This window comes from Soehngenia sp. (assembly GCF_055108775.1).
The window spans coordinates 1-20,126 of the sequence record NZ_JBSQIL010000034.1; the positions used below are offsets into that span (position 1 = coordinate 1).

Consider the following 20,126-nt stretch of genomic DNA (forward strand, 5'->3'; position numbering starts at 1 on the left):
TTTAGATAATAATTCTATGAAGGATTCTGAAGTCTCTTAGGATATTTTTTGTACATAATTATTTTCCACTTTTCGTACATTCTTATCTTGACATTTACATTTAGAAAGAATAAAAAGTTTAGGGGTAGACATAGTTTGGCTTATGCCAATACATCCAGTTGGCAAAGTAAATAGAAAGGGAAGTTTAGGTTCTCCTTACTCTATTTATGACTATATGCAGATAAATGAAGATTATGGCACATTAGATGATTTTACCAACTTACTAAATAGAGCTCATCAGTTGAATTTAAAAGTCATGATAGATGTCGTCTATAATCACACTTCTCACGATTCAATATATTTAACAGAAAATCCAGACTTTTATTATAGAAAAAGCGATGGCTCACTGGGAAATAAAGTTGCTGACTGGTCAGATATCATAGACTTAGATTATAATAATAGACTCCTTTGGGATAAACAGATTGATGCTTTAAAATATTGGGCTCACCTTGGGGTTGATGGATTTAGATGTGATGTTGCCAGCATGGTGCCATTAGAGTTTTGGCTTGAGGCAAGAGAAGAGTTGAAAAAAATAAATCCTGATATAATAATGCTTGCAGAAACTATTGAAGGCTCATTTTTAGAATATGTTAGAAATCAAGGTATATATGCTGCATCTGATTGTGAAGTGTATCAAGCTTTTGACATATGCTACGATTATGACACCCATGGAGAATTCTTGAAATATTTAAATGGAGAGGCTACACTTGAAGATTATTTAGAAAAGAAAAGAATGCAAGAATATATTTATCCAGATAATTATATCAAACTAAGATATCTTGAGAATCACGATAGACCAAGAATTGCTTCAATGGTTCCAGAAGATTTGCTTTTACAGTGGAGTGCATTTTTGTTCTTTGAAAAAGGTACACCTCTAATCTATGCTGGTCAAGAGGCAATGGATAAAAAACTGCCATCTTTGTTTGATAAAGATCCTATTGATTGGAGTGGATTAAGCTCAGATTTTCATCTAAAGATTAAAAAATTTGCCGAAATAAAGAAATCACCTATTTTTTCTAACGGAAGATATAAACTACACAATATTGATAAAAAAGGTGTTATATTTGGAACATATGTATTAAATGATGAATGGTTATTTGGCATCTTCAATGTAGAAGGAAAAACTGGAAAACTTAAACTTTCTTCACATTCTGAAGGATATTTCGATATACCAGATATAGCAAATGGTGAATATGAAAATCTATATGACGGTTCGAAGGTTGTTGTTAAAGACCAATCAATTGAACTTTCACACAATCCAATATTATTTAGAGTATGATAAAAAGACTGTGGCAAGCCACAGTCTTTATTCAAAAGCAGGGGGATTTTTCGATTTATTTCTTTGCAATAAATAGGTTGCGACTAATACTACTATCCCAAATGAATCTGTAAAAATGCCTGGTCGTAGCAGCAATAGAGCAGCTCCTAATAAAAGTATTCTCTCTAAAATATTTGTTTTTTTAAGCAAATATCCCTCAACTCCTGCTGCCAAACATACAATCCCTATTATTGCACTCAATATTACAGGCAAAGCTTGGAACAATGATATAAATTGAACTTCTGCACCTACTACGTTGTCTACAAGTATTAAATGTGGGTCGATAGCAAATATATATGGTACTATAAAGGCGGCTAATGCCAACTTCACTGCTTGTACCCCCGTTTTCATAGAATTTGCTCCTGCTATACCCGCTCCTGCATAAGCTGCTAATGCTACTGGTGGTGTTATGTCAGCTACTACTCCAAAATATAGTATGAATAGATGAGCGGCTATTAAATTTACATCTAATGTTATCAAAGCTGGTACTGCCATAGTAGCTAAAACAATGTATTTAGCTGTTGTAGGTAGCCCCATTCCCAAAATTATAGATGCTATCATTGTAAAAAATAAAGTGAGTAGCAAATTCCCATTTGCTAATGTAACTATGATTTCTGCAATTCTTAAACCCAATCCAGTTAAAGTTACTACTCCAACTATCATACCAGCACATGCGCATGCACATGCTACAGTTACAGCGCCCTTTGCACCTGCTTCAAGTGCATCTAAAAAATCCTTGAAAGTAAATGATTTATCTTTCTTAATAAACGATACAATTACAGCTAAAACTAAGCTTATTATAATAGCTTTAAAAGCTGCTAAAGTAGGTGTGTTGCCAGATATCAAAAACACTATTATGGATATCAATGGTATCAGTAGATAGCCTCTACTCAATAACAGTTTTAAAACACTAGGAAGTTCTTCTCTTGGCAATCCCTTTAACCCAAGTCTTGAAGCTTCAAGGTGTACCATAGTTCCTACTGCAAAATAGTATAATATTGCAGGTATAGCAGCTGCTATGATTATCCTTGAATATGGGATTCCAGTAAACTCTGCCATTATAAATGCAGCAGCTCCCATGACCGGTGGCATGATCTGTCCACCTGTTGAAGATGCTGCCTCTACAGCCCCAGCAAAATATGGTTTGTATCCAGTTCTTTTCATTAATGGGATGGTAAAAGCTCCAGTAGTTACAGTGTTAGCTACAGAACTACCTGAAATTGAACCCATAAATCCACTTGCAACTACCGCAGTCATTGCCGGCCCACTTTTGAAACTGCCAGTTAATCCGTAGGCTAAATCTATAAAAAATTTACCTACTCCTGTTTTGTCAAGAATTGAACCAAACAGTATAAACATAAACACAAAAGTAGCCGAAACCCCAAGAGGTATCCCCATAATTCCTTCTAATCCTAGATACATATGAGAAATTATCCTCTGTATAGAAAAGCCCCTATGAGCTAGTAATCCTGGCATATATGGCCCAAAATAAGCATAAAGCAAAAAAAGAATTGCAACTATTGGAAGTTCTGGCCCTACTGCCCTTCTAGTAACCTCTAAGGTTATAAGTATTGCTAATAATCCTAAAACTAAATCTAGATTTGTTGCACTTCCTCCTTTTGCTGAAATAGTATCAGAAAATACAAATATGTATCCAAATACTACTATAGTTAGTGCAATAAGAATGTAATCTAGTATTGATGGTTTTTCTTTGTTTGATTTTTTCCCAAAAGGATAGAACAAAAAACCAAGTACGAACGCAAACATTATATGAAGCGATCTTTGTTTAAACGATAGGAGTGTTCCAAATCCTGCAGTATACAAATGAAATAACGACATGGCTATAGCAATTATCCTAGCTATCATTATGACATTTCCCTTTAATTTTCTAAGCTTAGCAGTCTCTTTATCGTAAGACTCAAGTAACTCATCTACATCTACATTTTGTTCAATGTTAGAACCATCTTTTTCGCTCAATTTCATAACCTCCTCGTCAAATATCTTAAAAAGCTGATTCTATCGGGACTGAATTTGATCGCCTCCATAGGATCTGAAAAGTCTAAAAAATAATATTGCTTATTGTTTATTATCAATTTGTGATTTGCCCTAACAGCACCTGTCCTATATACCAGCTCTTCAAGTTTCTTGTCAATATTATAAATTCTAAATCCATCTTTAGTTTGCTCAAAATCATATTCAGTTGTTGATGGAAGCCCAGCTCCATATGATCTGAAAGTCGTCTCCTTTAGGATTATATATTTCCCTTTTATCTCATAATATTCCTCTACCTCAGTAAGCTCTACAGAGTGAATATAAGAAATTTTAAAATTATCTTCTGTTAAAATCCAAATTTTTAAGATTTCTCCACTTTTATAATCACTTGCTACTAATACATTTAAAGGATAAATTAACATCAATATTAAAATAAATGAAATAATTGCTTTAAGGAAGACCCCTCTTTTTGAAGAGTCTTCCTTATTTTCCTTATTATTTGAGTCCTTGTTCAACATAATATCTTTCTGCACCTGGATGCAAATCAATTGGCATACCTTCAAGTGCTGTTTCAAGTTTTATGTCATTTCCTCTGTCATGAGTGTCTATAATGACTTGACGATTTTCAAAAATCGATTTTGTCATATTGTAAACTAAATCTTCATCTAAATCTTCAGGAACTATTAGCATAGCCATTACCGCTGCAGCTATTACATCTTCTGTTTGGTTTTTATAGCTGTCTTTTGGTATGACTACTTCAGTATAGAAAGGATATTTGGATTGCAATGATGCGATTTTATCCGAATCCAATGATACTACAACTATGTCTGCAGTTTGAGTTACTTCAGTTACTGCTGATGTTGGAACAGCTGCTGTTACAAATGCTGCATCTATCTGTTTGTTTTTCAATTGATCTGCAGCTTCATTGAAAGATAGATAATCCGCTTTAGCTAAATCATTGTAAGTAATTCCATACTCAGCTAAAATTTGTCTAGCATTAACTTCTGTTCCTGAACCAGGTGCACCAACAGCGACTTTCTTCCCTCTTAAGTCCTCTACAGATTGTATACCTGAATCTTTAGTAGCAATTATTTGAATTACTTCTGGATAAAGCATTGCCATTCCTCTTATGTTTGTTACTTTTTCTTTGTCTTGGAAAGTTTCAGTTCCAGTCCAAGCATAGTAAGCAACATCATTTTGCACAAATCCAACTTCGGCTTCTCCTTGGGAAACTAAATTGATATTTTCAACGGAAGCACCTGTAGATTGAGCATTTGCTGTAACACCTTCTATGTTCTCATTGAATATCTTAGCCATCGCTCCACCTAGAGGATAATATGTCCCACCAGTTCCTCCTGTTGCAATTGATATGAATACATTGCCCGGTTTTGTTCCAGTATCATTATTTGTATTGTCTCCACCTGAAGTACATCCAGCAACTAAACTCAATATCAATATCATTGCTAGCAATAAAGAAAAATTCTTTTTCATTTTATCCCTCCTCGTTAGGCTTTTGTTCAGCTTGCAATTGATTGATAATATTATATAATATATCCATCAATTATGCCATCTTTTTTTCTTACTATTTCGATAAATGCAATAATATCAATATATAAATTCATTAATCTTTTAATTTGCAAAACCTTATTTCATGAGGATATTATTTTCCGTCTATTATTTCTTTTCCATCCATATATTTTCTTAAAACTTCAGGTACTACAACGGTGCCATCTGCTTGCTGATAATTTTCAAGTATTGCTGCGAAAGTCCTACCAACAGCAAGCCCAGAACCATTTAATGTGTGTACATATTCAACTCTCTTGTCTTCTTTTCTTCTAAATCTAATGTTTGCTCTTCTAGCTTGATAGTCTTCAAAATTGCTGCAGCTAGAAATTTCAACATATCTATTGTAACTTGGCATCCAAACTTCTATATCATAAGTCTTAGCTGATGAAAATCCTAAATCTCCTGAGCAAAGCATCACAACTCTATAAGGTATCTTTAAAAGTTTTAATACTTCTTCTGCATCGTTAGTTAAAGTTTCTAATTCATCATATGAATTCTCTGGCAATGCAAATTTTACCATCTCGACCTTGTCAAATTGATGATTTCTAATAAGTCCTCTTGTATCTCTACCAGCAGAACCTGCTTCCAATCTAAAACATGGGGTATATGCAGTTAAATACATTGGTAAATCATCTTCATCGACTATTTCATTTCTTAAAAGATTAGTCAGAGGCACTTCGGCTGTGGGCACTAAAAAGAAATCTTTACTTGGAACATGAAACATATCTTCCTCAAATTTAGGCAATTGTCCAGTTCCAATCATACAATCTCTATTGACCATAAAAGGTGTTGCCATTTCAGTATAACCGTGTTTAACTGTATGCAAATCAAGCATGAAATTTGTGATGGCTCTTTCTAATCTTGCCCCATCGCCTCTAAATACACTAAATCTAGTGCCTGCTATTTTAGTAGCTCTTTCAAAATCAAGAATCCCAAGTTCTGTTCCAATATCCCAATGGGCTTTTGGCTCGAAATCAAAATTTTTTACTTCTCCTATTCTTCTCATTTCGATGTTATCTGCATCTGATTTTCCTACTACTACAGATTCATGTGGTGTATTAGGTATATTGAGCAGTAAATCCTTTATTGAGTCGTCTAATTCCTTTACAATTTGATCTAAATACTTTGTTTTTTCTGCGATTTCTTTCATCTCTTCTAAAATTGCCGAGGTGTCTTTTCCTTCTTTTTTTAGTCTTGGAATTTCTTTAGAAACCTTGTTTTGCTGGCTCTTTAAGTTCTCTAGTTCAACAAGTGTCTGTCTTCTTTTCTCATCTAATTCCAAGACTTTATCAATCGGATATTCGCCACCTCTTTTTTCTAATGCTTTTTTTACATTCTCTGCATCCATTCTAATTCTTTTAATATCTAACATATAATCACTCCTTATAAAAAAATAAACTCTCAATCCCAAATCTTAGGGACGAGAGTTACCCGCGTTGCCACCCTAGTTAGCTTAAAGCTCACTCGAATAGAAATTAGCTCAGGGTCGGAAACAAATAATTCCACCTATCAATTCACACCGACCATTGACTCTCTTTAAGGCTTTATTACTCATTATATCCCTTCATCACTATATTTAATTAAATTTAATTATATCATAGAAAATATCATTGTCAAGGTGAATATTAGAAATCTCGCAGATTACAATTCCACCTTTTTCATCTTCTTGGTTTTCTTTAGATTTAGCTTCTTAAATACTTTTTTATATATTTCTACATCTCCAGTTGTGTATATGCTTATGTTGCCTTTTCCTTCAGTGTTAAGCATATCATTGTCTTTTAAGTAATGTTTTATAGCAACCGCTTCATGTATTGCAGGGTTGATATAATTTAGGTTGGAATCTGCTTTATAGAAAAGGTCCTCTACTATTGGATAATGTGTGCATGCTAAAACAACATTATAAATATCGCCAAGTTCTTTAATTGCATCAATTCTCTCTTTCAAGCACTCAAAGGTTTCATCGGAATCAAATTTCCCCTCATCTATTAGTTTAGCTAATTCTCTGCTCTTTACACTTACAATGTCTATGTTTTCAGATCTCTCTTTGAGTTTTTTTTCATAAACTTTTTTATTTATTGTGAATTCTGTTCCAAATATGGCTATTTTCCCAATGCCACTCTTTATAATATGTTCAATCGTAGGTTCTACTATGTCTATTATGGGGTAACTCAATTTTCCTTCAAATTCTTTTGATATGGCTGAAATAGTGTTGCAAGCAATAGCTACTAATTTTACATCCTTCTTCTCCAAAAATTTCAGCATCTTCATTGTTAGATCATAGATTTCCTTTTCATCTCTATTTCCATAAGGTACGTTTATATTGTCTCCAAAGTAAATTATATCTTCATTTGGCAGTATTTTTTGTATGGAATCAACTACTGTCAATCCTCCTATCCCAGAGTCAATTACCCCAATAGGTCTTTTGTCCATATTTTTCCTCCTCTAAAGTTGCATGTCTCCTCTTCTTATCCATCCTTTTTTCCTCATCCATTCAGATACTAAAAAGGCAATAATGCCTGGCAGTATAAAATGCATTAGAATTATTGAAGTTATAACATAAGAAGAGACTCCCATAGTTTCTATCATAGCAATTTGGCCAACCAAGCCACTTGTGCCCATGCCTGCCCCTATTGCACTACTTTCAAGTTTCAATACAGCCGTTGAAATAGGTCCAAGTATAGCTGATGCCACTATTGCCGGTATCCAAATACGGGGATTTCTAATTATATTAGGAATTTGCAGCATTGATGTTCCTAAGCCTTGTGCAATTAGTCCTCCCATTTTGTTTTCTCTATATGATGCTACTGCAAATCCAATCATATTTGCGGCACACCCAACAGTTGCAGCTCCAGCTGCTAATCCCGATAGATTTAAAGATATAGCAAGCGCTGCCGAACTTATCGGAAGTGTTAGTATCATACCCATGACTACTGATATCGTTATTCCCATTGGAATCGGATGAAGTTCAGTTAGCATATTTATAAATTCTCCCAATCCATTCATCATGTTGGCTATATACGGGCTAATATAGTGTCCTGTCATTCCGCCAAAAAGTATTGCAGTAAGTGGTATTAAAATTATGTCGAATTTTGTCTTTCCACCTACTAATTTAGATATTTCCGCTCCTACTAATGCTGCAACAAAAGCTCCTACAGGTTCTCCTGTTTGAATAATTGCAGCAGCTCCATCAAATATTATAGAATTAGCTCCAATAGCACCAGTTACAGCAGATGCGAACACTCCAAGCGCCGGTGCGCCTACGCTATATGCTACTCCCACACCAATAGCTGGCCCCATTAGTTTTTGAGCAATATTTCCAAATATAATAAGTTGTGGAATATTTGCATATGTTCCAATTTGCTTTATTATGAGACCTATTAACAGTGATGCGAAGAGCCCTTGAGCCATTCCATTCAATATTTTTACAAAATAATTTTGTATAGAAGAACCTTTTTTAGCCATTCCTTTCCCCCTGTAGTTTATTCCCATCTTAAATCTTTTCCGTAAAATTTAAGAGGTAAAAATTTATCTGAAATTCTTGAAAAAACTCTATCCGTATACACTCTAGATAATTCATTAGGAGTTAAATTTGTTGATATTATTGTCTTTTTATTCTTCAATATTCTTGTATTTACTATGTTGAAAATCTCAGCATTAGTAAAAGTGTTTGTGATTTCAGTCCCTAAGTCATCTATTATCAATAGGTCGCACTCAAATAGCAGATTATATTCATAGTCACTCATTTCACTCGTTTCAGCTCTAAATCGCCTGTTACTTAGCAATTCCAATATGGTAAATGCTGTCTGATATATTACTATTTTATTTTTATCTAACAGTGCTTTTGCAATACAGCTGCATAAATAAGTTTTTCCCAATCCTGTCGTTCCATAAAACAATAGGTTTGGGTTGTTTGGTTTGTCAAATTCTGAAACAAAGCTTTCGGCTATGCTCAATATGTCTAACATATTCTCCCTAGGTGTTAATTTCTCATTTTCAAATGGTTCATCGCTGAATATGTTAATATCAAAGTTCTTAAAATTTTCTTTTTCAAGTATGTTTTCTAAATTCGACATTTTATAGGCTTTGTTGATAAGAGCTTGAATCAGACAATTGCATTTACTGCCGTCTTCTAAATATCCAGTATCCTTACATTTATAACAGTCATAAGTTAATTCTAAATAATCTATCGGGATATTTGCTTCACTTAAATAATATGCTTTCTCCATTTTTAAACGGTCTATTTCTTTTTTAGTTTTATTTATTATTCTCTCGTTTTCATCTGGATTAAGCAAGATTTCTTTTGCCATTTTCAAGGAAACAAGCCTTATTTCTTCATCTATTTCTCTAACCTTTGGTATCATCTTGTAAACCTTGTTTTGTCTACTTATCTGCAGTCTTCTATTTTTGTCGCGTTTTTTTTCAAATTCCTCTTCTATTTCTTTAAACAGGGGATTAGCCATCTACATCACCTTTAGTGTTTTTTTTATAAATCTCTCTTTTCTTTTTGAAAATTTCTTCTAGTTCTTCATTTGAGTACTTTTTACTCCTCTGCTCAAAATTGTGGAATCTATTATTAGTTGTCTTTTTCCTGCTTTGAGTGTTAGTAACAACTTTTTCTTTAACTACCTTTTGGTCTAAGCTTTCAATATCATCTAGAGTTTTAAAACCTTTTTTGTACCAGTCGCTAATCACTCCATCTATGTATTTTACAGTAGGATACATCACATTGCTAGCCTTCTCGCATCCTTTTAAAACAATATCTAGTGAATAGCCATATTCTTCAAACCATTTATTTACTATTTTAAAATCACCTACATTAACTCCCTTATGAGAAAGTCCCAAGGCTTTCATTACCTTTTGATATCTAAAGTACTTCTCATCTTCAGTTTTGAAATAGTCGATTACTGAATCTATATTAGTAAGTCCTAAGTCATACCAATTTCTTATGATGCCTTCGACATACTTAATGCTTCTTTTCCCCTTGATTTCACATGAGTAATTAAAAGCTTTCTCAATTACATCAGGATTCATATTATACTCTTTTATCCACCTTATAATCTCCATTTTTTCATTAGGTTGGATATTCCTTCGCATTAAGTAATCAATATTTGTGAACATATTGTTTATAGAAGGTATTTGATTTGCTTCAATTACCTCTTTTTCTAAAGTATTTTTATTTGTTTTTTTGTCATTGTCATTTTCATTTTTATTGAAATTATTTTTTATATAAAGCTGTTTTAAATTCAAGAAAGTAACCTTGTAGTTTACGCCTTCTCCTTCTTTTTTAACTATTCCTTTGCTTTCCCAAAAATCCCACGCTCTAAGAACATCCTCTAGAGGTATATCTAAATGTTTGGCTATTGTCTGATTGTTCACCTCGATATTTAAGTCCTTATCATGGGCATATTTATATCCTAGTAAATAAACTTTAACATAAGTTCCATTAGCCATCGGCATAAAATCATTTAAAAATATATTCTCAATAGGGGTATCCCCTAAATCCATATCAGTTGTTTCGAGTGTAAAATCCATTTTTATCCCCATCCTTAAATAGACTAAAAAATCTATTTTTTGTCAATTTCATCCTATATATCTGCTGATATATTATACCATCTTCTATTACAAAAGAATCTCTTTTTTGAACAAAGTATGGATTTCTTATATCTATGTTTTGATTTGGAAATACATCTAAATAGTATGCTATCTTTTCAAAACCTACCTTTTGATATAGATGATAGGCCCTATCGTTAAATTCTGCAACTTCTAAATATAGTATCCTCATTTTCATTTTTGTAAAATAATAGGGAAGAAATGTCATAAATGTCTCTGTGCCATATCCTCTATCTAGATAATTAGGATCAAATACTATGCCGAGATATGCATATCTTAAAAGATATCTCTTGTTTTTTATCCCAAAATATCCTATTAAAATTCCATTTTCGTTTCTGACACTGTAGTAATGGTTTCCAAAAGGTTTTGTTTTTACATAATACCATCTCTTTATATCAGCATCTTCACTGAACGGAAAATTGTAATCATCCAAAAGTATATTTTCATGCGTTCCCCAATTTTTCATTTCATATACATCTTCAAGTTTTAAATCCTCTATAGTGATCCTATCACCTATAAGTTTCATATTAACCTCCAAAAAAGCTTCGAAGTTTGACCTCGAAGCCTTTAATTAGTCACATGCAAATTGTTGATTTTATTGGCTAGCCATGTACTTTTCAAGATTTAAAAACTTAGTATATTCCTTTTTAAATGCTAATTCAACCTTGCCAGTAGGTCCATTTCTGTGTTTTGCAATGATTACTTCTCCGATATTTTTCTTCTCTGAGTCTTCATTATAGTAATCATCTCTGTATAAGAAAAGTACAACATCAGCATCTTGCTCTATAGCTCCTGATTCTCTCAAGTCAGAAAGTATCGGCCTATGGTCTGCTCTTAATTCTGGTGCTCTAGATAACTGAGATAAAGCTAATACCGGACATTCCATCTCTTTGGCTATAGCCTTTAATCCTCTAGATATCGCTGAAATCTCCTGTTGTCTGCTTTCTGCCCTGGAATCAGTTTCAACTAGCTGCAAGTAATCAATCACAACTAAGTCTAGTCCTTTTTCAACTTTCATTCTCCTACACTTTGCTTTCATTTCCATCAGAGAAATTCCTGCTGTATCGTCAATAAATATGTTAATCTTTGAAAGTGGAGACATAGAGTTTACAACTTGAATCCATTCATCTTCTGATAAATTTCCACTGATTATCTTCTGTAAATCAACATGAGCAGAGGAGCTTATTATTCTTTGGGCAAGCTGTTCTTTTGACATTTCCAATGAAAATATTGCTACATTTGCTCCACCCTTTATAGCCGCATTTGTTGCTATATTAATTCCTAATGCTGTTTTCCCCATTGAAGGTCTTGCAGCTAGTAGTATCAAATCTGATTTTTGAAGCCCTGATAGTTTCAAATCTAAATCAACAAATCCTGTTGTTAAGCCAGTAAGCTCTCCTTTTTTTGCTGCTCTTTCTTCTATTTGCGAAAAACTCTTAAGCAACACATCATTAATAGGGAAAAACCCTTTATTGTGAACTCCTTGTGTTATATCAAATATGTCTTTTTCTGCTTTTTCTAAAATTAAGTTTACTTCTTTTGTATCTTGATAAGCTAAGCTCATTATTTCATCGCTTGATTTTATTAACCTTCTAAGTATAGCCTTGTCTTTTACTATTTCACAATAATATTTGGTATTAGCTGTAGTGACAACACTTGTTGATAAATCAGCTAGGTATGAAATCCCCCCTATGCTTTCTAAAGTCTGTCTTTTCCTCAGCTCTTCTGCTAGAGTTACCAAATCAACAGGTTCGTTTCTATTATATAACGCGATAATGGCTTTAAATATTTCTTTGTTTGTGTCCTTGTAAAAATCTTCAGGCTTTAGTATTTCCAGTGCTGTATTAACTGCTTCTTTGTTCAATAGCATAGCACCGATAACCGATTCCTCGGCTTCAATGTTATTTGGCGGAATTCTTCCTAGTGTAGTATCCAAATCTTACCACCTCTATAATGAAACTACATTTATCTTCAACTTAGCTGTTATGTCTTGATATAGTTTTACATCAGCTTCAAACTCACCAAGTGATTTTATGTTATCTTTTAATTCTATTTTTCTCTTATCAATATCTATTCCATATTGTTCTTTTAAATTGTTGGCAATATCTAAAGCTGTGATTGAGCCAAATAGTCTGCCTTGGCTTCCAGTCTTTACTTTCAATGTTACTGTTAAGCTTTCTAATTTTTTCTTTAACTCATTTGCAGCTTCAATTTCTTTTTGTATCTTTTTAGCCTCTTCTTTTTTTCTTTCTTCCCATTTCTTAAGATTTTCTTCATTTGCTTCAACTGCTAAATTTTTTGGAAAAAGATAATTTCTTGCATATCCATCTTTTGAATTTACTAAATCTCCCTCTTTTCCTAATCCTTTCACATCTTTTAATAATATTACTTTCATTTATTTTCACCCTCTTGTAAGTATTTTTCAATTGTTTCAATTAATTTTTTTTCTGCTTCTTCCATTGTTATATTATGAAGTTGAGTTCCAGCACTAGTTAAATGCCCTCCCCCTCCAAGCTTTTCTAATATTAGTTGAACACTTATTTCTCCTAAACTTCTCCCAGAAATATGAATACTGTCTTTGAGCTTACACAGCACAAAAGAAGCCTCTACATTGTTTATATTTAGGAGCTCATTAGCTGCTTGAGCAGCTATCAATATTGAATCTTCCATTGTCTTTTCAAGTCTACCTATAGCTATTGAGCCATTAACAATTTTTGCAGTTCTGATTACTTCTGCTTTGTTTACGAAAGTATTAAAATCATCTCTAAATAGTTGTTTTACGACTAAAGTATCTGCGCCCGCTCTCTTTAAAATAGAGGCAGCTTCAAATGTTCTCACTCCAGTCTGGAAAGTAAAGTTTTTAGTATCTAATGTAATTCCTGCTAAAAGCGCTTCAGCCTCAAATTTCGTAATGTCATATTCAAAGCCCATATATGATATTATCTCAGTAACTAGCTCAGATGTGCTTGATGCATATGGCTCAATATATACTAAAACAGGATCGTCTATGAACTCTGCTCCTCTTCTGTGATGATCTATAACTACAATCTTTGATATAGCTTGTATTATTTCCTTAGACTCAGCTAAACTTGGCTTGTGATTATCGACATTTATCAATAGGTCGTTTTCCTCAATTATCTCAAGTGCTCTCTGAGTTGAAATAAATCTCTCTCTAAGTTCAGGGCTTTCAGAATCCATCAAACTGAGCATGTTTTTAATTGATGGATTTTCTTCATTAAATATTATATAACCTTCTTTTTCATTTTCAATTACAGCTCTTAAAGTTCCAATAGCTGAACCTATTGCATCCATATCAGGATTTTTATGTCCCATTATAAATACTTTGTTGCTCTGAGTTATTAGCTGTTTGAGAGCATCAGCCATTACCCTAGCCTTTACTTTGTTTCTCTTCTCAACAGCTTTAGATTTGCCTCCAAAAAATTCAAATCCACTTCCAGTATTGATTACAGCTTGGTCTCCACCTCTACCCAATGCAACATCAATAGCTGCCCTTGCCTCTTGATAGCAATCTAAGAGGCTTTCTTTTTTCTGACTAGCACCTATACTGAGAGTTATAGGAATAGCATTTCCCATTTTCAACTCTCTTATTTGGTCTAATAAATCGAATCTTTTCTGTTTTATTTTATCAAAATCCATTTGATTTATTATTATAAAATATTTATCATTTTCATATTTTCTTACAACAGCATTTTGTTCATTAAAATATTCATTAATCATTCTATCTATTTCAGCCATCAATATCGGTCTATGCGTGTCAGGTGTTGAATTTTTTATGTCATCATAATTATCTATAAATGCTAAAACAAGTACAGGTCTTTCATTAATATATTTTCTAGAAAGTTCAACGAATTCAGTATCGTCTACCCAATACAATATGTTTATTTTGCCATTTTCATTTAGACTCCTGTCCTCAAGAAAATTAGGAAATACTTTATAATGCCTGTTTCTAAAATCAATATCAATAGGTTCATTTTCTTTCACATTTTTTAATGAATCTACATTAAATGCCGGGACTAAATCAATCAACGGACGATTTAACAATTCTTCCTCTTGAGACAAATTTAAAAACGGTGTATTATACCATCTTATTTTCCCTAAATCATCTATGAATATCATAGGAAAAGGCATGTTAAAAATTGCATGTTTAGTCGCAGAATCAAAAGTATTTGATAAATTCTCAATCGTTTTAATATATGCGATATTTTTGTCTTCGATCAACTTGTAGCTGTAATATACCATATATCCCACAATCAAAGCCATTATAAAGCTTATTATGGGTTGAAAAAACATCATGATTAACATGAAAGCGAGTGTAACAAATATATAAAAATATATATCTTTCCACGAAAACAGCTTGTCTTTCATCTCAAACCTCCTAAGAGTTTCTAGGCTTTCTTATCTTTCGAACATCAAAAATCATATCTATTGCCCCTATTATAGTAATAGGTGTTAACATAGGAATAAATAATATTATAACGGCTAAAATAATAACCCTAGTAATCTTCTTTTTATTCCTTTTTTTTAGAAAAAAGTCTACAACACTCAACCCTTGTAAAACGAAGATTAAGCTTAATATAGCAGTCAAGTTTACAAGCAATACATCATATATTGCTCCATCGATATTTCTCAACAACAGCGTTAAAACAAAAACTGATGCTATGCCTATTCCAAAATTTGAAGGCACGCTGAATTTACTAAATGGAGCTATTTCTCTTATTCCCAATCCAATTCGTCTTAAAATATTTTTTGATATTATGTAGTTTATATACCCAATTAATGCGGAGTAGAGCAATAACAAGCTAGGAAATATCTGCAATATATAGTTATATACCCCTTCTTGAGATGTTTTGAAGCTTTCTATGAATTCAGAATCTAAATCCATATTTTCTAAAATATTAACTTGAGTTTCTAATTGGTTGTTTAAAAATACCTCAAATTGCTTAGTAAAATCAAGCTCACTTCCAGAAGTCAATAAGCTAAGAGATATCAATAAGCTCATAAAAAGTATCAGCGTAGATGATATAATAACATCCCTTGGGCTTCTTCTTAATTTCACCATATAGCTAAATACCAAAGAAATAGGTAAAATCTGAATTAAAAGCATAAGACCATAAAATCTGTCGATTAATATAATTGCAGTTAGACCTACAATCAAAGCAATGATAGATTTTTTAAAATCATGTCTGATGGTAAAAACACAAGCTACGGCAGGTATCAAAAATGCTAAACTTCCAAAACCTAACCTTGAAAACAATGAAATAAGTATTATAATCAATGTTTCTAGTATTAGTTCTACATTTATATTGTTTTTTCTGTCATTATTCAAAATTTTCACCTCAAGTTTTATGTACTATTATTGATTATATTATATTAAGGATAGAATTAAAAGCACAATTAAATAATAAAAAAAGAGAGGTTATCCTCTCTTAGTCTTGTGTATATGGCAATAAAGCGACTTGTCTTGCCCTCTTTATAGCAATTGTAAGTTCTCTTTGATGCTTTGCACAATTTCCTGAAACTCTTCTAGGCAATATTTTGCCTCTTTCAGTAACATATTTTTTAAGTTTATTTACATCTTTATAATCTATATGTGATGATTTATCAGCACAAAAAGCGCAAACTTTTTTTCTTGGTTTATATCTTCTTTGCATCTTTTCCCCTCCTTTGACTAAAATGGGATGTCGTCATTGTCGGCAGGATGAAATCCATCAATTCCATTGAAAAAATCATCGTCAAGATCTGAATTTGCATTTGATTTGTTGGTATTGTCTCCCCATTCCAAAAATTCTACACTATTAGCAACTACTTCAGTGATATATCTCTTTGTACCATCTTTCGCTTCATAATTTCTAGTTTGAATCCTTCCAGAAACACCTACTAATTTCCCTTTTGTAAGAAAATTAGCGCAGTTTTCTGCAACTTTTCCCCAAACTACAATATTTATAAAATCAGCTGTTGGTTGATTTTTTAATTCCATTTCGCTCTTTTTCTCTCTGGAAAGACCTTTATCTACAGCTAGTGTAAATGTAGAAACTGCGGTACCAGTATTAGGTATATATCTCAACTCTGGATCTCTTGTTAGCCTACCAATCAATACAACATTATTCATATGTTTCACCATCCCTTGGTTTACTCTTCTATCTTAGTTATCATATGTCTCATAATGCCTTCTGAAATCTTAGAAACCCTGTCTAATTCCTTAGCAATATCTGGACCAGCTTCGAAGTTTACCAATACATAGTACCCTTCAGCATAATCATTGATAAGGTATGCAAGTTTTCTTAAACCCCATTCATCAATAGTTTCTACTTTACCATCTGTTTCGATGATACCTTTTAATCTATCCATGACAGCATTTCTTTTTTCTTCTTCATAATCAGGGTAAAAGATTAACATCATTTCATACTTTCTCATTTTTTCACCTCCTTATGGACTATCGGCTCTATTTTGTAATAGAGCAAGGAACACTTAAATAGTATAACATAACAAATATTTTGCTGCAAATAAAATTTTTATTATAATAATCTAATACATACTTGTTTTTACACTAATTTTACTTTGTTTTATCATATATTTTAACAAAATTTTGTTATTTCTATTATAATAGTGGTATAAATCATAAAAAGGGATGATGACAATGAGAAGTAAGTTTGATCAAGACCTCGAGAAATTGAATGAAGAATTGATTGAAATGGGTAATCTTATAGAAAGTAGAATTGAGACAGCAGTGTCTGCTCTTGTAAATCAAGATGTTGACCTTGCTAAAAGAGTGGCAACTGGAGATAAGGAAGTTAATGATAAAGAAAGAGATATAGAGGATTTATGTCTAAAATTAATACTTCAGCAACAACCTGTGGCGAAAGATCTAAGGTTGATTTCATCTGCATTAAAAATGATAACTGACATGGAAAGAATAGGAGATCAAGCTGCCGATATATCCGAATTAACAATTCGTATGGCAAACGAAAAATATTTTAAAGAATTAATTGATATACCACAAATGGCTGAAGAAACAATATATATGGTTAGAGAAGCAATAAATGCATTTGTTAAGAGAGATGTGGATAAGGCAGTAGAAATTATTTATCATGATGATAAAGTAGATAAGCTTTTTGATATGGTGAAAAATGAGCTTATAGAATATATAAGAGATCAAAAATATTCAAGTGAACAATCAGTTGATTTTATACTTATAGCTAAATATTTTGAAAGAATTGGAGATCATGCTCAAAACATCGCTGAATGGGTATACTATGCTATCACTGGTGAACACTTTAATTGGAGTTGATATGTTTGAATTCAATTTATATAGTTGAAGATGATGAAGCAATAAGGGAATTAGTGATATATGCTTTAAAAAAAGAAGGGTTTGAAGTTAAGGGATTCGAAAGTGGAAAAGAATTATTTGAACAAAGCCCACCTGATTTGTATATATTAGATATAATGCTTCCCGGAGAAGATGGTTATAAAATACTAAAAAAAATTCGATCTATGGTTTCAACAAAATCTATTCCTGTAATCATGCTTACCTCAAAGACTAGTGAGTTTGATAAGGTAAGGGCACTTGATATGGGTGCAGATGATTATGTTGAAAAGCCTTTTGGCGTAATGGAACTAATTTCACGAGTTAAAGCAGTTCTAAGAAGATATATTGGTTCAGATAAATCAACTGTATTACAAAGCGGAAAACTAGTCTTAGATGTTGACAAACACGAAGTTAAAGTTGATGGAAATCAAATATATTTAACTCTAAAGGAATTTGATTTGTTATATTATTTAATGAAAAATATGAATATAGTATTATCTAGAGATCAAATAATGAATGAAGTTTGGGGCTTTGATTTTGAAGGCGAAACTAGGACAGTTGATGTGCACATAAGGACTTTGCGTATGAAATTAGGCGATGCCGGAGAAAATATTCAAACAGTAAGAGGCGTTGGCTATAAATTTGGAGGTTAGCATGGAGAAAAGAATATTTAAATATCTTACAGTTATAGTTATAGCTACTCTATTTATAACAACATTGGTACTTGATGTGTTGTTCTATGAATATTTTTCGGCTATGGCTGTTAGTGATTTAACTTTTTTTGAAGTCTTTACGGCGAGTTTACCCCCAATGGTAGCTATTTTAGTGTTGATATTAGTTGTATTGTATATGCTATCAACTAATATTTCTAAAACAATACTTTCTCCCATAAAAAATGCAGCAGACAATATCGAGAGCATTTTATCAGGAGAGGAAGTTGAGGATGCAGAGATTTATCCAGAAATTAAACCTTTTGTTGAAATGATTAGGAGACAAAAAAAACAAATAGAAACAGCTATGGAAAATCTCAAAGAAGCCGAAAAGATAAGGAGAGAATTTACAGCAAATGTAAGTCATGAGTTAAAGACTCCTTTAACTTCAATAAATGGTTACGCTGAAATGATTGCAAATGGGATGGTCGAAGGTGATGAAGTACAAAAATTCGCCGGAATCATAAAAAAAGAAGGTACAAGGCTTTTAACTTTGATAGAGTCAATTTTGAACCTTTCTAAATTAGAAGATGAAACTATAGAAAAAACTTATGAAGATATAGACCTTTATGAAATCGCAAATGAAATTGTAAACAGAGTCAATCCTCAAGCAATATCCCATAAAGTTAATTTAGATGTTAGAGGAGAGACTGTTTTCATATCTGCTAATAGGAGAATGATAGAAGATTTAATATATAATCTAATTGACAATGCTGTTAAATACAATGTTGAAAATGGTACGGTATTGGTTTCTGTTTATAATGAAGGAAATTATGGTGTCATCTCTGTTAAGGACTCAGGTATAGGCATCCCAAAAGAAGAACAGGATAGAATATTTGAAAGATTTTATAGAATAGACAAGTCAAGATCTAAAAAAATTGAAGGTTCTGGCCTAGGGCTTTCGATTGTTAAACATATTGTTGAATATCACAATGGTTCTATTACATTGGAAAGTGAAGTCGGTAAAGGTACTACAATCACAATAAAACTTCCAAAATAAACTTAATATTTTATAAGTTTGAATTAAGAAGGAAAGCTCTTATGGTAATTAAACATAAGAGCTTTTATAACTAAATTTACAAATTGACATTTAACGCTTCTGTTGTAAAATAAGCTTGTTATTTTGTCCCTACGGATAGCAATTTACAAAAAATTAAACAGAGTCTAAAAATACTTTATCTAGGCTCTGCTTTATAACGCGGTACTATCAAAATTTTCCTATTCGTAGGGTATGACATAAACCAAACTTCTTATGGTTTATGGTTGGAACAATAAATGGTGTCACCTCCAATCGCATCAACTGCTAGATAGCTTACACTTTCTTCATGTTTATCATATTATATTACCTTCAACTATTCAACTGTTTTAAAACACAAGTGGCAGGAATGTTCTTCAATTTACTCAAATGAAAATCTAAATTCTACCCTTATCAATCAATAAGCATAGCCAACCATAAAAGTTAATCGGCGAATTGTATAATTAAATGAAACACAACTAAAAAAACAACGCTCATGAGAGCTTCTCTGTTATAATGTTATCAATGACAATAAACAGAAACGGAGAA

General features: G+C 32.4%; 20 protein-coding genes. 4 read left to right on the top strand and 16 right to left on the bottom strand.

Features of this window, described 5'->3' with window-relative positions; genetic code table 11:
* Positions 1-109: 109 nt before the first annotated feature.
* Positions 110-1,318, top strand: a complete 1,209-nt coding sequence (locus ACTB1H_RS05675; protein WP_463261884.1) for an alpha-amylase family glycosyl hydrolase — start codon at positions 110-112, stop codon at positions 1,316-1,318.
* 27 nt (positions 1,319-1,345) lie between these two features.
* Here the strand turns inward: ACTB1H_RS05675 and ACTB1H_RS05680 are convergent, their stop codons facing one another.
* The 16 genes from ACTB1H_RS05680 to rpsF all read right to left on the bottom strand — a co-directional run bounded on the left by ACTB1H_RS05680 (position 1,346) and on the right by rpsF (position 16,960).
* Positions 1,346-3,340 (bottom strand): TRAP transporter permease, encoded by a 1,995-nt coding sequence (locus tag ACTB1H_RS05680; RefSeq protein ID WP_463261866.1) that lies wholly within the window; start codon positions 3,338-3,340, stop codon positions 1,346-1,348.
* On the bottom strand, positions 3,337-3,867 hold the full coding sequence (locus ACTB1H_RS05685; protein ID WP_463261867.1) for a DUF1850 domain-containing protein: 531 nt from the start codon (positions 3,865-3,867) through the stop codon (positions 3,337-3,339). Before ACTB1H_RS05685 ends, ACTB1H_RS05680 begins: the two co-directional genes overlap by 4 nt.
* Complete coding sequence (locus tag ACTB1H_RS05690; protein WP_463261868.1) at positions 3,845-4,840, bottom strand: TAXI family TRAP transporter solute-binding subunit; 996 nt, start codon at positions 4,838-4,840, stop codon at positions 3,845-3,847. The genes ACTB1H_RS05685 and ACTB1H_RS05690 overlap by 23 nt, the downstream gene beginning before the upstream one ends.
* A 169-nt stretch (positions 4,841-5,009) precedes the next feature.
* Entirely contained in the window at positions 5,010-6,287 is a 1,278-nt protein-coding gene (serS, locus tag ACTB1H_RS05695; protein ID WP_463261869.1) for a serine--tRNA ligase, read from the bottom strand.
* Between the two features lie 269 nt (positions 6,288-6,556).
* The gene (gene murI, locus ACTB1H_RS05700) at positions 6,557-7,345 is read right to left on the bottom strand and encodes a glutamate racemase (protein WP_463261870.1); all 789 of its coding nucleotides are present in this window, start codon (positions 7,343-7,345) and stop codon (positions 6,557-6,559) included.
* A 12-nt stretch (positions 7,346-7,357) separates the two neighbouring features.
* Entirely contained in the window at positions 7,358-8,377 is a 1,020-nt protein-coding gene (locus tag ACTB1H_RS05705; protein ID WP_463261871.1) for a PTS transporter subunit IIC, read from the bottom strand.
* A 17-nt stretch (positions 8,378-8,394) separates the two neighbouring features.
* Complete coding sequence (locus ACTB1H_RS05710) at positions 8,395-9,375, bottom strand: ATP-binding protein (protein WP_463261872.1); 981 nt, start codon at positions 9,373-9,375, stop codon at positions 8,395-8,397.
* Positions 9,368-10,447 carry a DnaD domain protein gene (locus ACTB1H_RS05715; RefSeq protein ID WP_463261873.1) on the bottom strand — a complete coding sequence of 360 codons (1,080 nt, stop codon included), beginning with the start codon at positions 10,445-10,447 and terminating at the stop codon, positions 9,368-9,370. The genes ACTB1H_RS05710 and ACTB1H_RS05715 overlap by 8 nt, the downstream gene beginning before the upstream one ends.
* Positions 10,422-11,051, bottom strand: a complete 630-nt coding sequence (locus ACTB1H_RS05720; RefSeq protein ID WP_463261874.1) for a GNAT family N-acetyltransferase — start codon at positions 11,049-11,051, stop codon at positions 10,422-10,424. Before ACTB1H_RS05720 ends, ACTB1H_RS05715 begins: the two co-directional genes overlap by 26 nt.
* Before the next feature lie 69 nt (positions 11,052-11,120).
* Positions 11,121-12,461: a replicative DNA helicase gene (dnaB, locus tag ACTB1H_RS05725; RefSeq protein ID WP_463261875.1), complete on the bottom strand. Its 1,341-nt coding sequence runs from the start codon at positions 12,459-12,461 to the stop codon at positions 11,121-11,123.
* Positions 12,462-12,473: 12 nt separating this feature from the next.
* The gene (gene rplI / locus ACTB1H_RS05730) at positions 12,474-12,920 is read right to left on the bottom strand and encodes a 50S ribosomal protein L9 (protein WP_463261876.1); all 447 of its coding nucleotides are present in this window, start codon (positions 12,918-12,920) and stop codon (positions 12,474-12,476) included.
* Positions 12,917-14,911 (bottom strand): DHH family phosphoesterase, encoded by a 1,995-nt coding sequence (locus tag ACTB1H_RS05735; RefSeq protein ID WP_463261877.1) that lies wholly within the window; start codon positions 14,909-14,911, stop codon positions 12,917-12,919. Before ACTB1H_RS05735 ends, rplI begins: the two co-directional genes overlap by 4 nt.
* Positions 14,912-14,921: 10 nt before the next feature.
* Entirely contained in the window at positions 14,922-15,872 is a 951-nt protein-coding gene (locus ACTB1H_RS05740; protein ID WP_463261878.1) for a DUF2232 domain-containing protein, read from the bottom strand.
* Between the two features lie 100 nt (positions 15,873-15,972).
* Positions 15,973-16,197 (bottom strand): 30S ribosomal protein S18, encoded by a 225-nt coding sequence (rpsR, locus tag ACTB1H_RS05745; protein WP_135271581.1) that lies wholly within the window; start codon positions 16,195-16,197, stop codon positions 15,973-15,975.
* 17 nt (positions 16,198-16,214) lie between these two features.
* Positions 16,215-16,655, bottom strand: coding sequence for a single-stranded DNA-binding protein (locus tag ACTB1H_RS05750; protein ID WP_463261879.1), 441 nt, complete (start codon positions 16,653-16,655; stop codon positions 16,215-16,217).
* A gap of 20 nt (positions 16,656-16,675) precedes the next feature.
* A complete protein-coding gene (rpsF, locus tag ACTB1H_RS05755; RefSeq protein WP_463261880.1) occupies positions 16,676-16,960 on the bottom strand; it encodes a 30S ribosomal protein S6 in 285 nt (94 codons plus the stop codon).
* A gap of 223 nt (positions 16,961-17,183) precedes the next feature.
* Between rpsF and phoU the strand changes: the two genes are divergently transcribed.
* The 3 genes from phoU to ACTB1H_RS05770 are packed head-to-tail and all read left to right on the top strand — an operon-like array spanning position 17,184 to position 19,562.
* Entirely contained in the window at positions 17,184-17,834 is a 651-nt protein-coding gene (phoU, locus tag ACTB1H_RS05760; protein ID WP_463261881.1) for a phosphate signaling complex protein PhoU, read from the top strand.
* Positions 17,835-17,839: 5 nt separating this feature from the next.
* The gene (locus ACTB1H_RS05765) at positions 17,840-18,505 is read left to right on the top strand and encodes a response regulator transcription factor (RefSeq protein ID WP_463261882.1); all 666 of its coding nucleotides are present in this window, start codon (positions 17,840-17,842) and stop codon (positions 18,503-18,505) included.
* Position 18,506: 1 nt separating this feature from the next.
* A complete protein-coding gene (locus ACTB1H_RS05770; protein WP_463261883.1) occupies positions 18,507-19,562 on the top strand; it encodes a sensor histidine kinase in 1,056 nt (351 codons plus the stop codon).
* Positions 19,563-20,126: the final 564 nt, after the last annotated feature.

Coding starts and splice junctions, on each gene's coding strand:
- ACTB1H_RS05690 (WP_463261868.1), bottom strand. CDS start 4,840: ATGAAAAAGAATTTTTCTTTATTGCTAGCAATGATATTGATATTGAGT.
- phoU (WP_463261881.1), top strand. CDS start 17,184: ATGAGAAGTAAGTTTGATCAAGACCTCGAGAAATTGAATGAAGAATTG.
- ACTB1H_RS05685 (WP_463261867.1), bottom strand. CDS start 3,867: ATGTTGAACAAGGACTCAAATAATAAGGAAAATAAGGAAGACTCTTCA.
- ACTB1H_RS05705 (WP_463261871.1), bottom strand. CDS start 8,377: ATGGCTAAAAAAGGTTCTTCTATACAAAATTATTTTGTAAAAATATTG.
- ACTB1H_RS05735 (WP_463261877.1), bottom strand. CDS start 14,911: ATGAAAGACAAGCTGTTTTCGTGGAAAGATATATATTTTTATATATTT.
- ACTB1H_RS05715 (WP_463261873.1), bottom strand. CDS start 10,447: ATGGATTTTACACTCGAAACAACTGATATGGATTTAGGGGATACCCCT.
- ACTB1H_RS05770 (WP_463261883.1), top strand. CDS start 18,507: ATGGAGAAAAGAATATTTAAATATCTTACAGTTATAGTTATAGCTACT.
- ACTB1H_RS05710 (WP_463261872.1), bottom strand. CDS start 9,375: ATGGCTAATCCCCTGTTTAAAGAAATAGAAGAGGAATTTGAAAAAAAA.
- ACTB1H_RS05720 (WP_463261874.1), bottom strand. CDS start 11,051: ATGAAACTTATAGGTGATAGGATCACTATAGAGGATTTAAAACTTGAA.
- serS (WP_463261869.1), bottom strand. CDS start 6,287: ATGTTAGATATTAAAAGAATTAGAATGGATGCAGAGAATGTAAAAAAA.
- ACTB1H_RS05680 (WP_463261866.1), bottom strand. CDS start 3,340: ATGAAATTGAGCGAAAAAGATGGTTCTAACATTGAACAAAATGTAGAT.
- murI (WP_463261870.1), bottom strand. CDS start 7,345: ATGGACAAAAGACCTATTGGGGTAATTGACTCTGGGATAGGAGGATTG.
- rpsR (WP_135271581.1), bottom strand. CDS start 16,197: ATGCAAAGAAGATATAAACCAAGAAAAAAAGTTTGCGCTTTTTGTGCT.
- rpsF (WP_463261880.1), bottom strand. CDS start 16,960: ATGAGAAAGTATGAAATGATGTTAATCTTTTACCCTGATTATGAAGAA.
- rplI (WP_463261876.1), bottom strand. CDS start 12,920: ATGAAAGTAATATTATTAAAAGATGTGAAAGGATTAGGAAAAGAGGGA.
- ACTB1H_RS05750 (WP_463261879.1), bottom strand. CDS start 16,655: ATGAATAATGTTGTATTGATTGGTAGGCTAACAAGAGATCCAGAGTTG.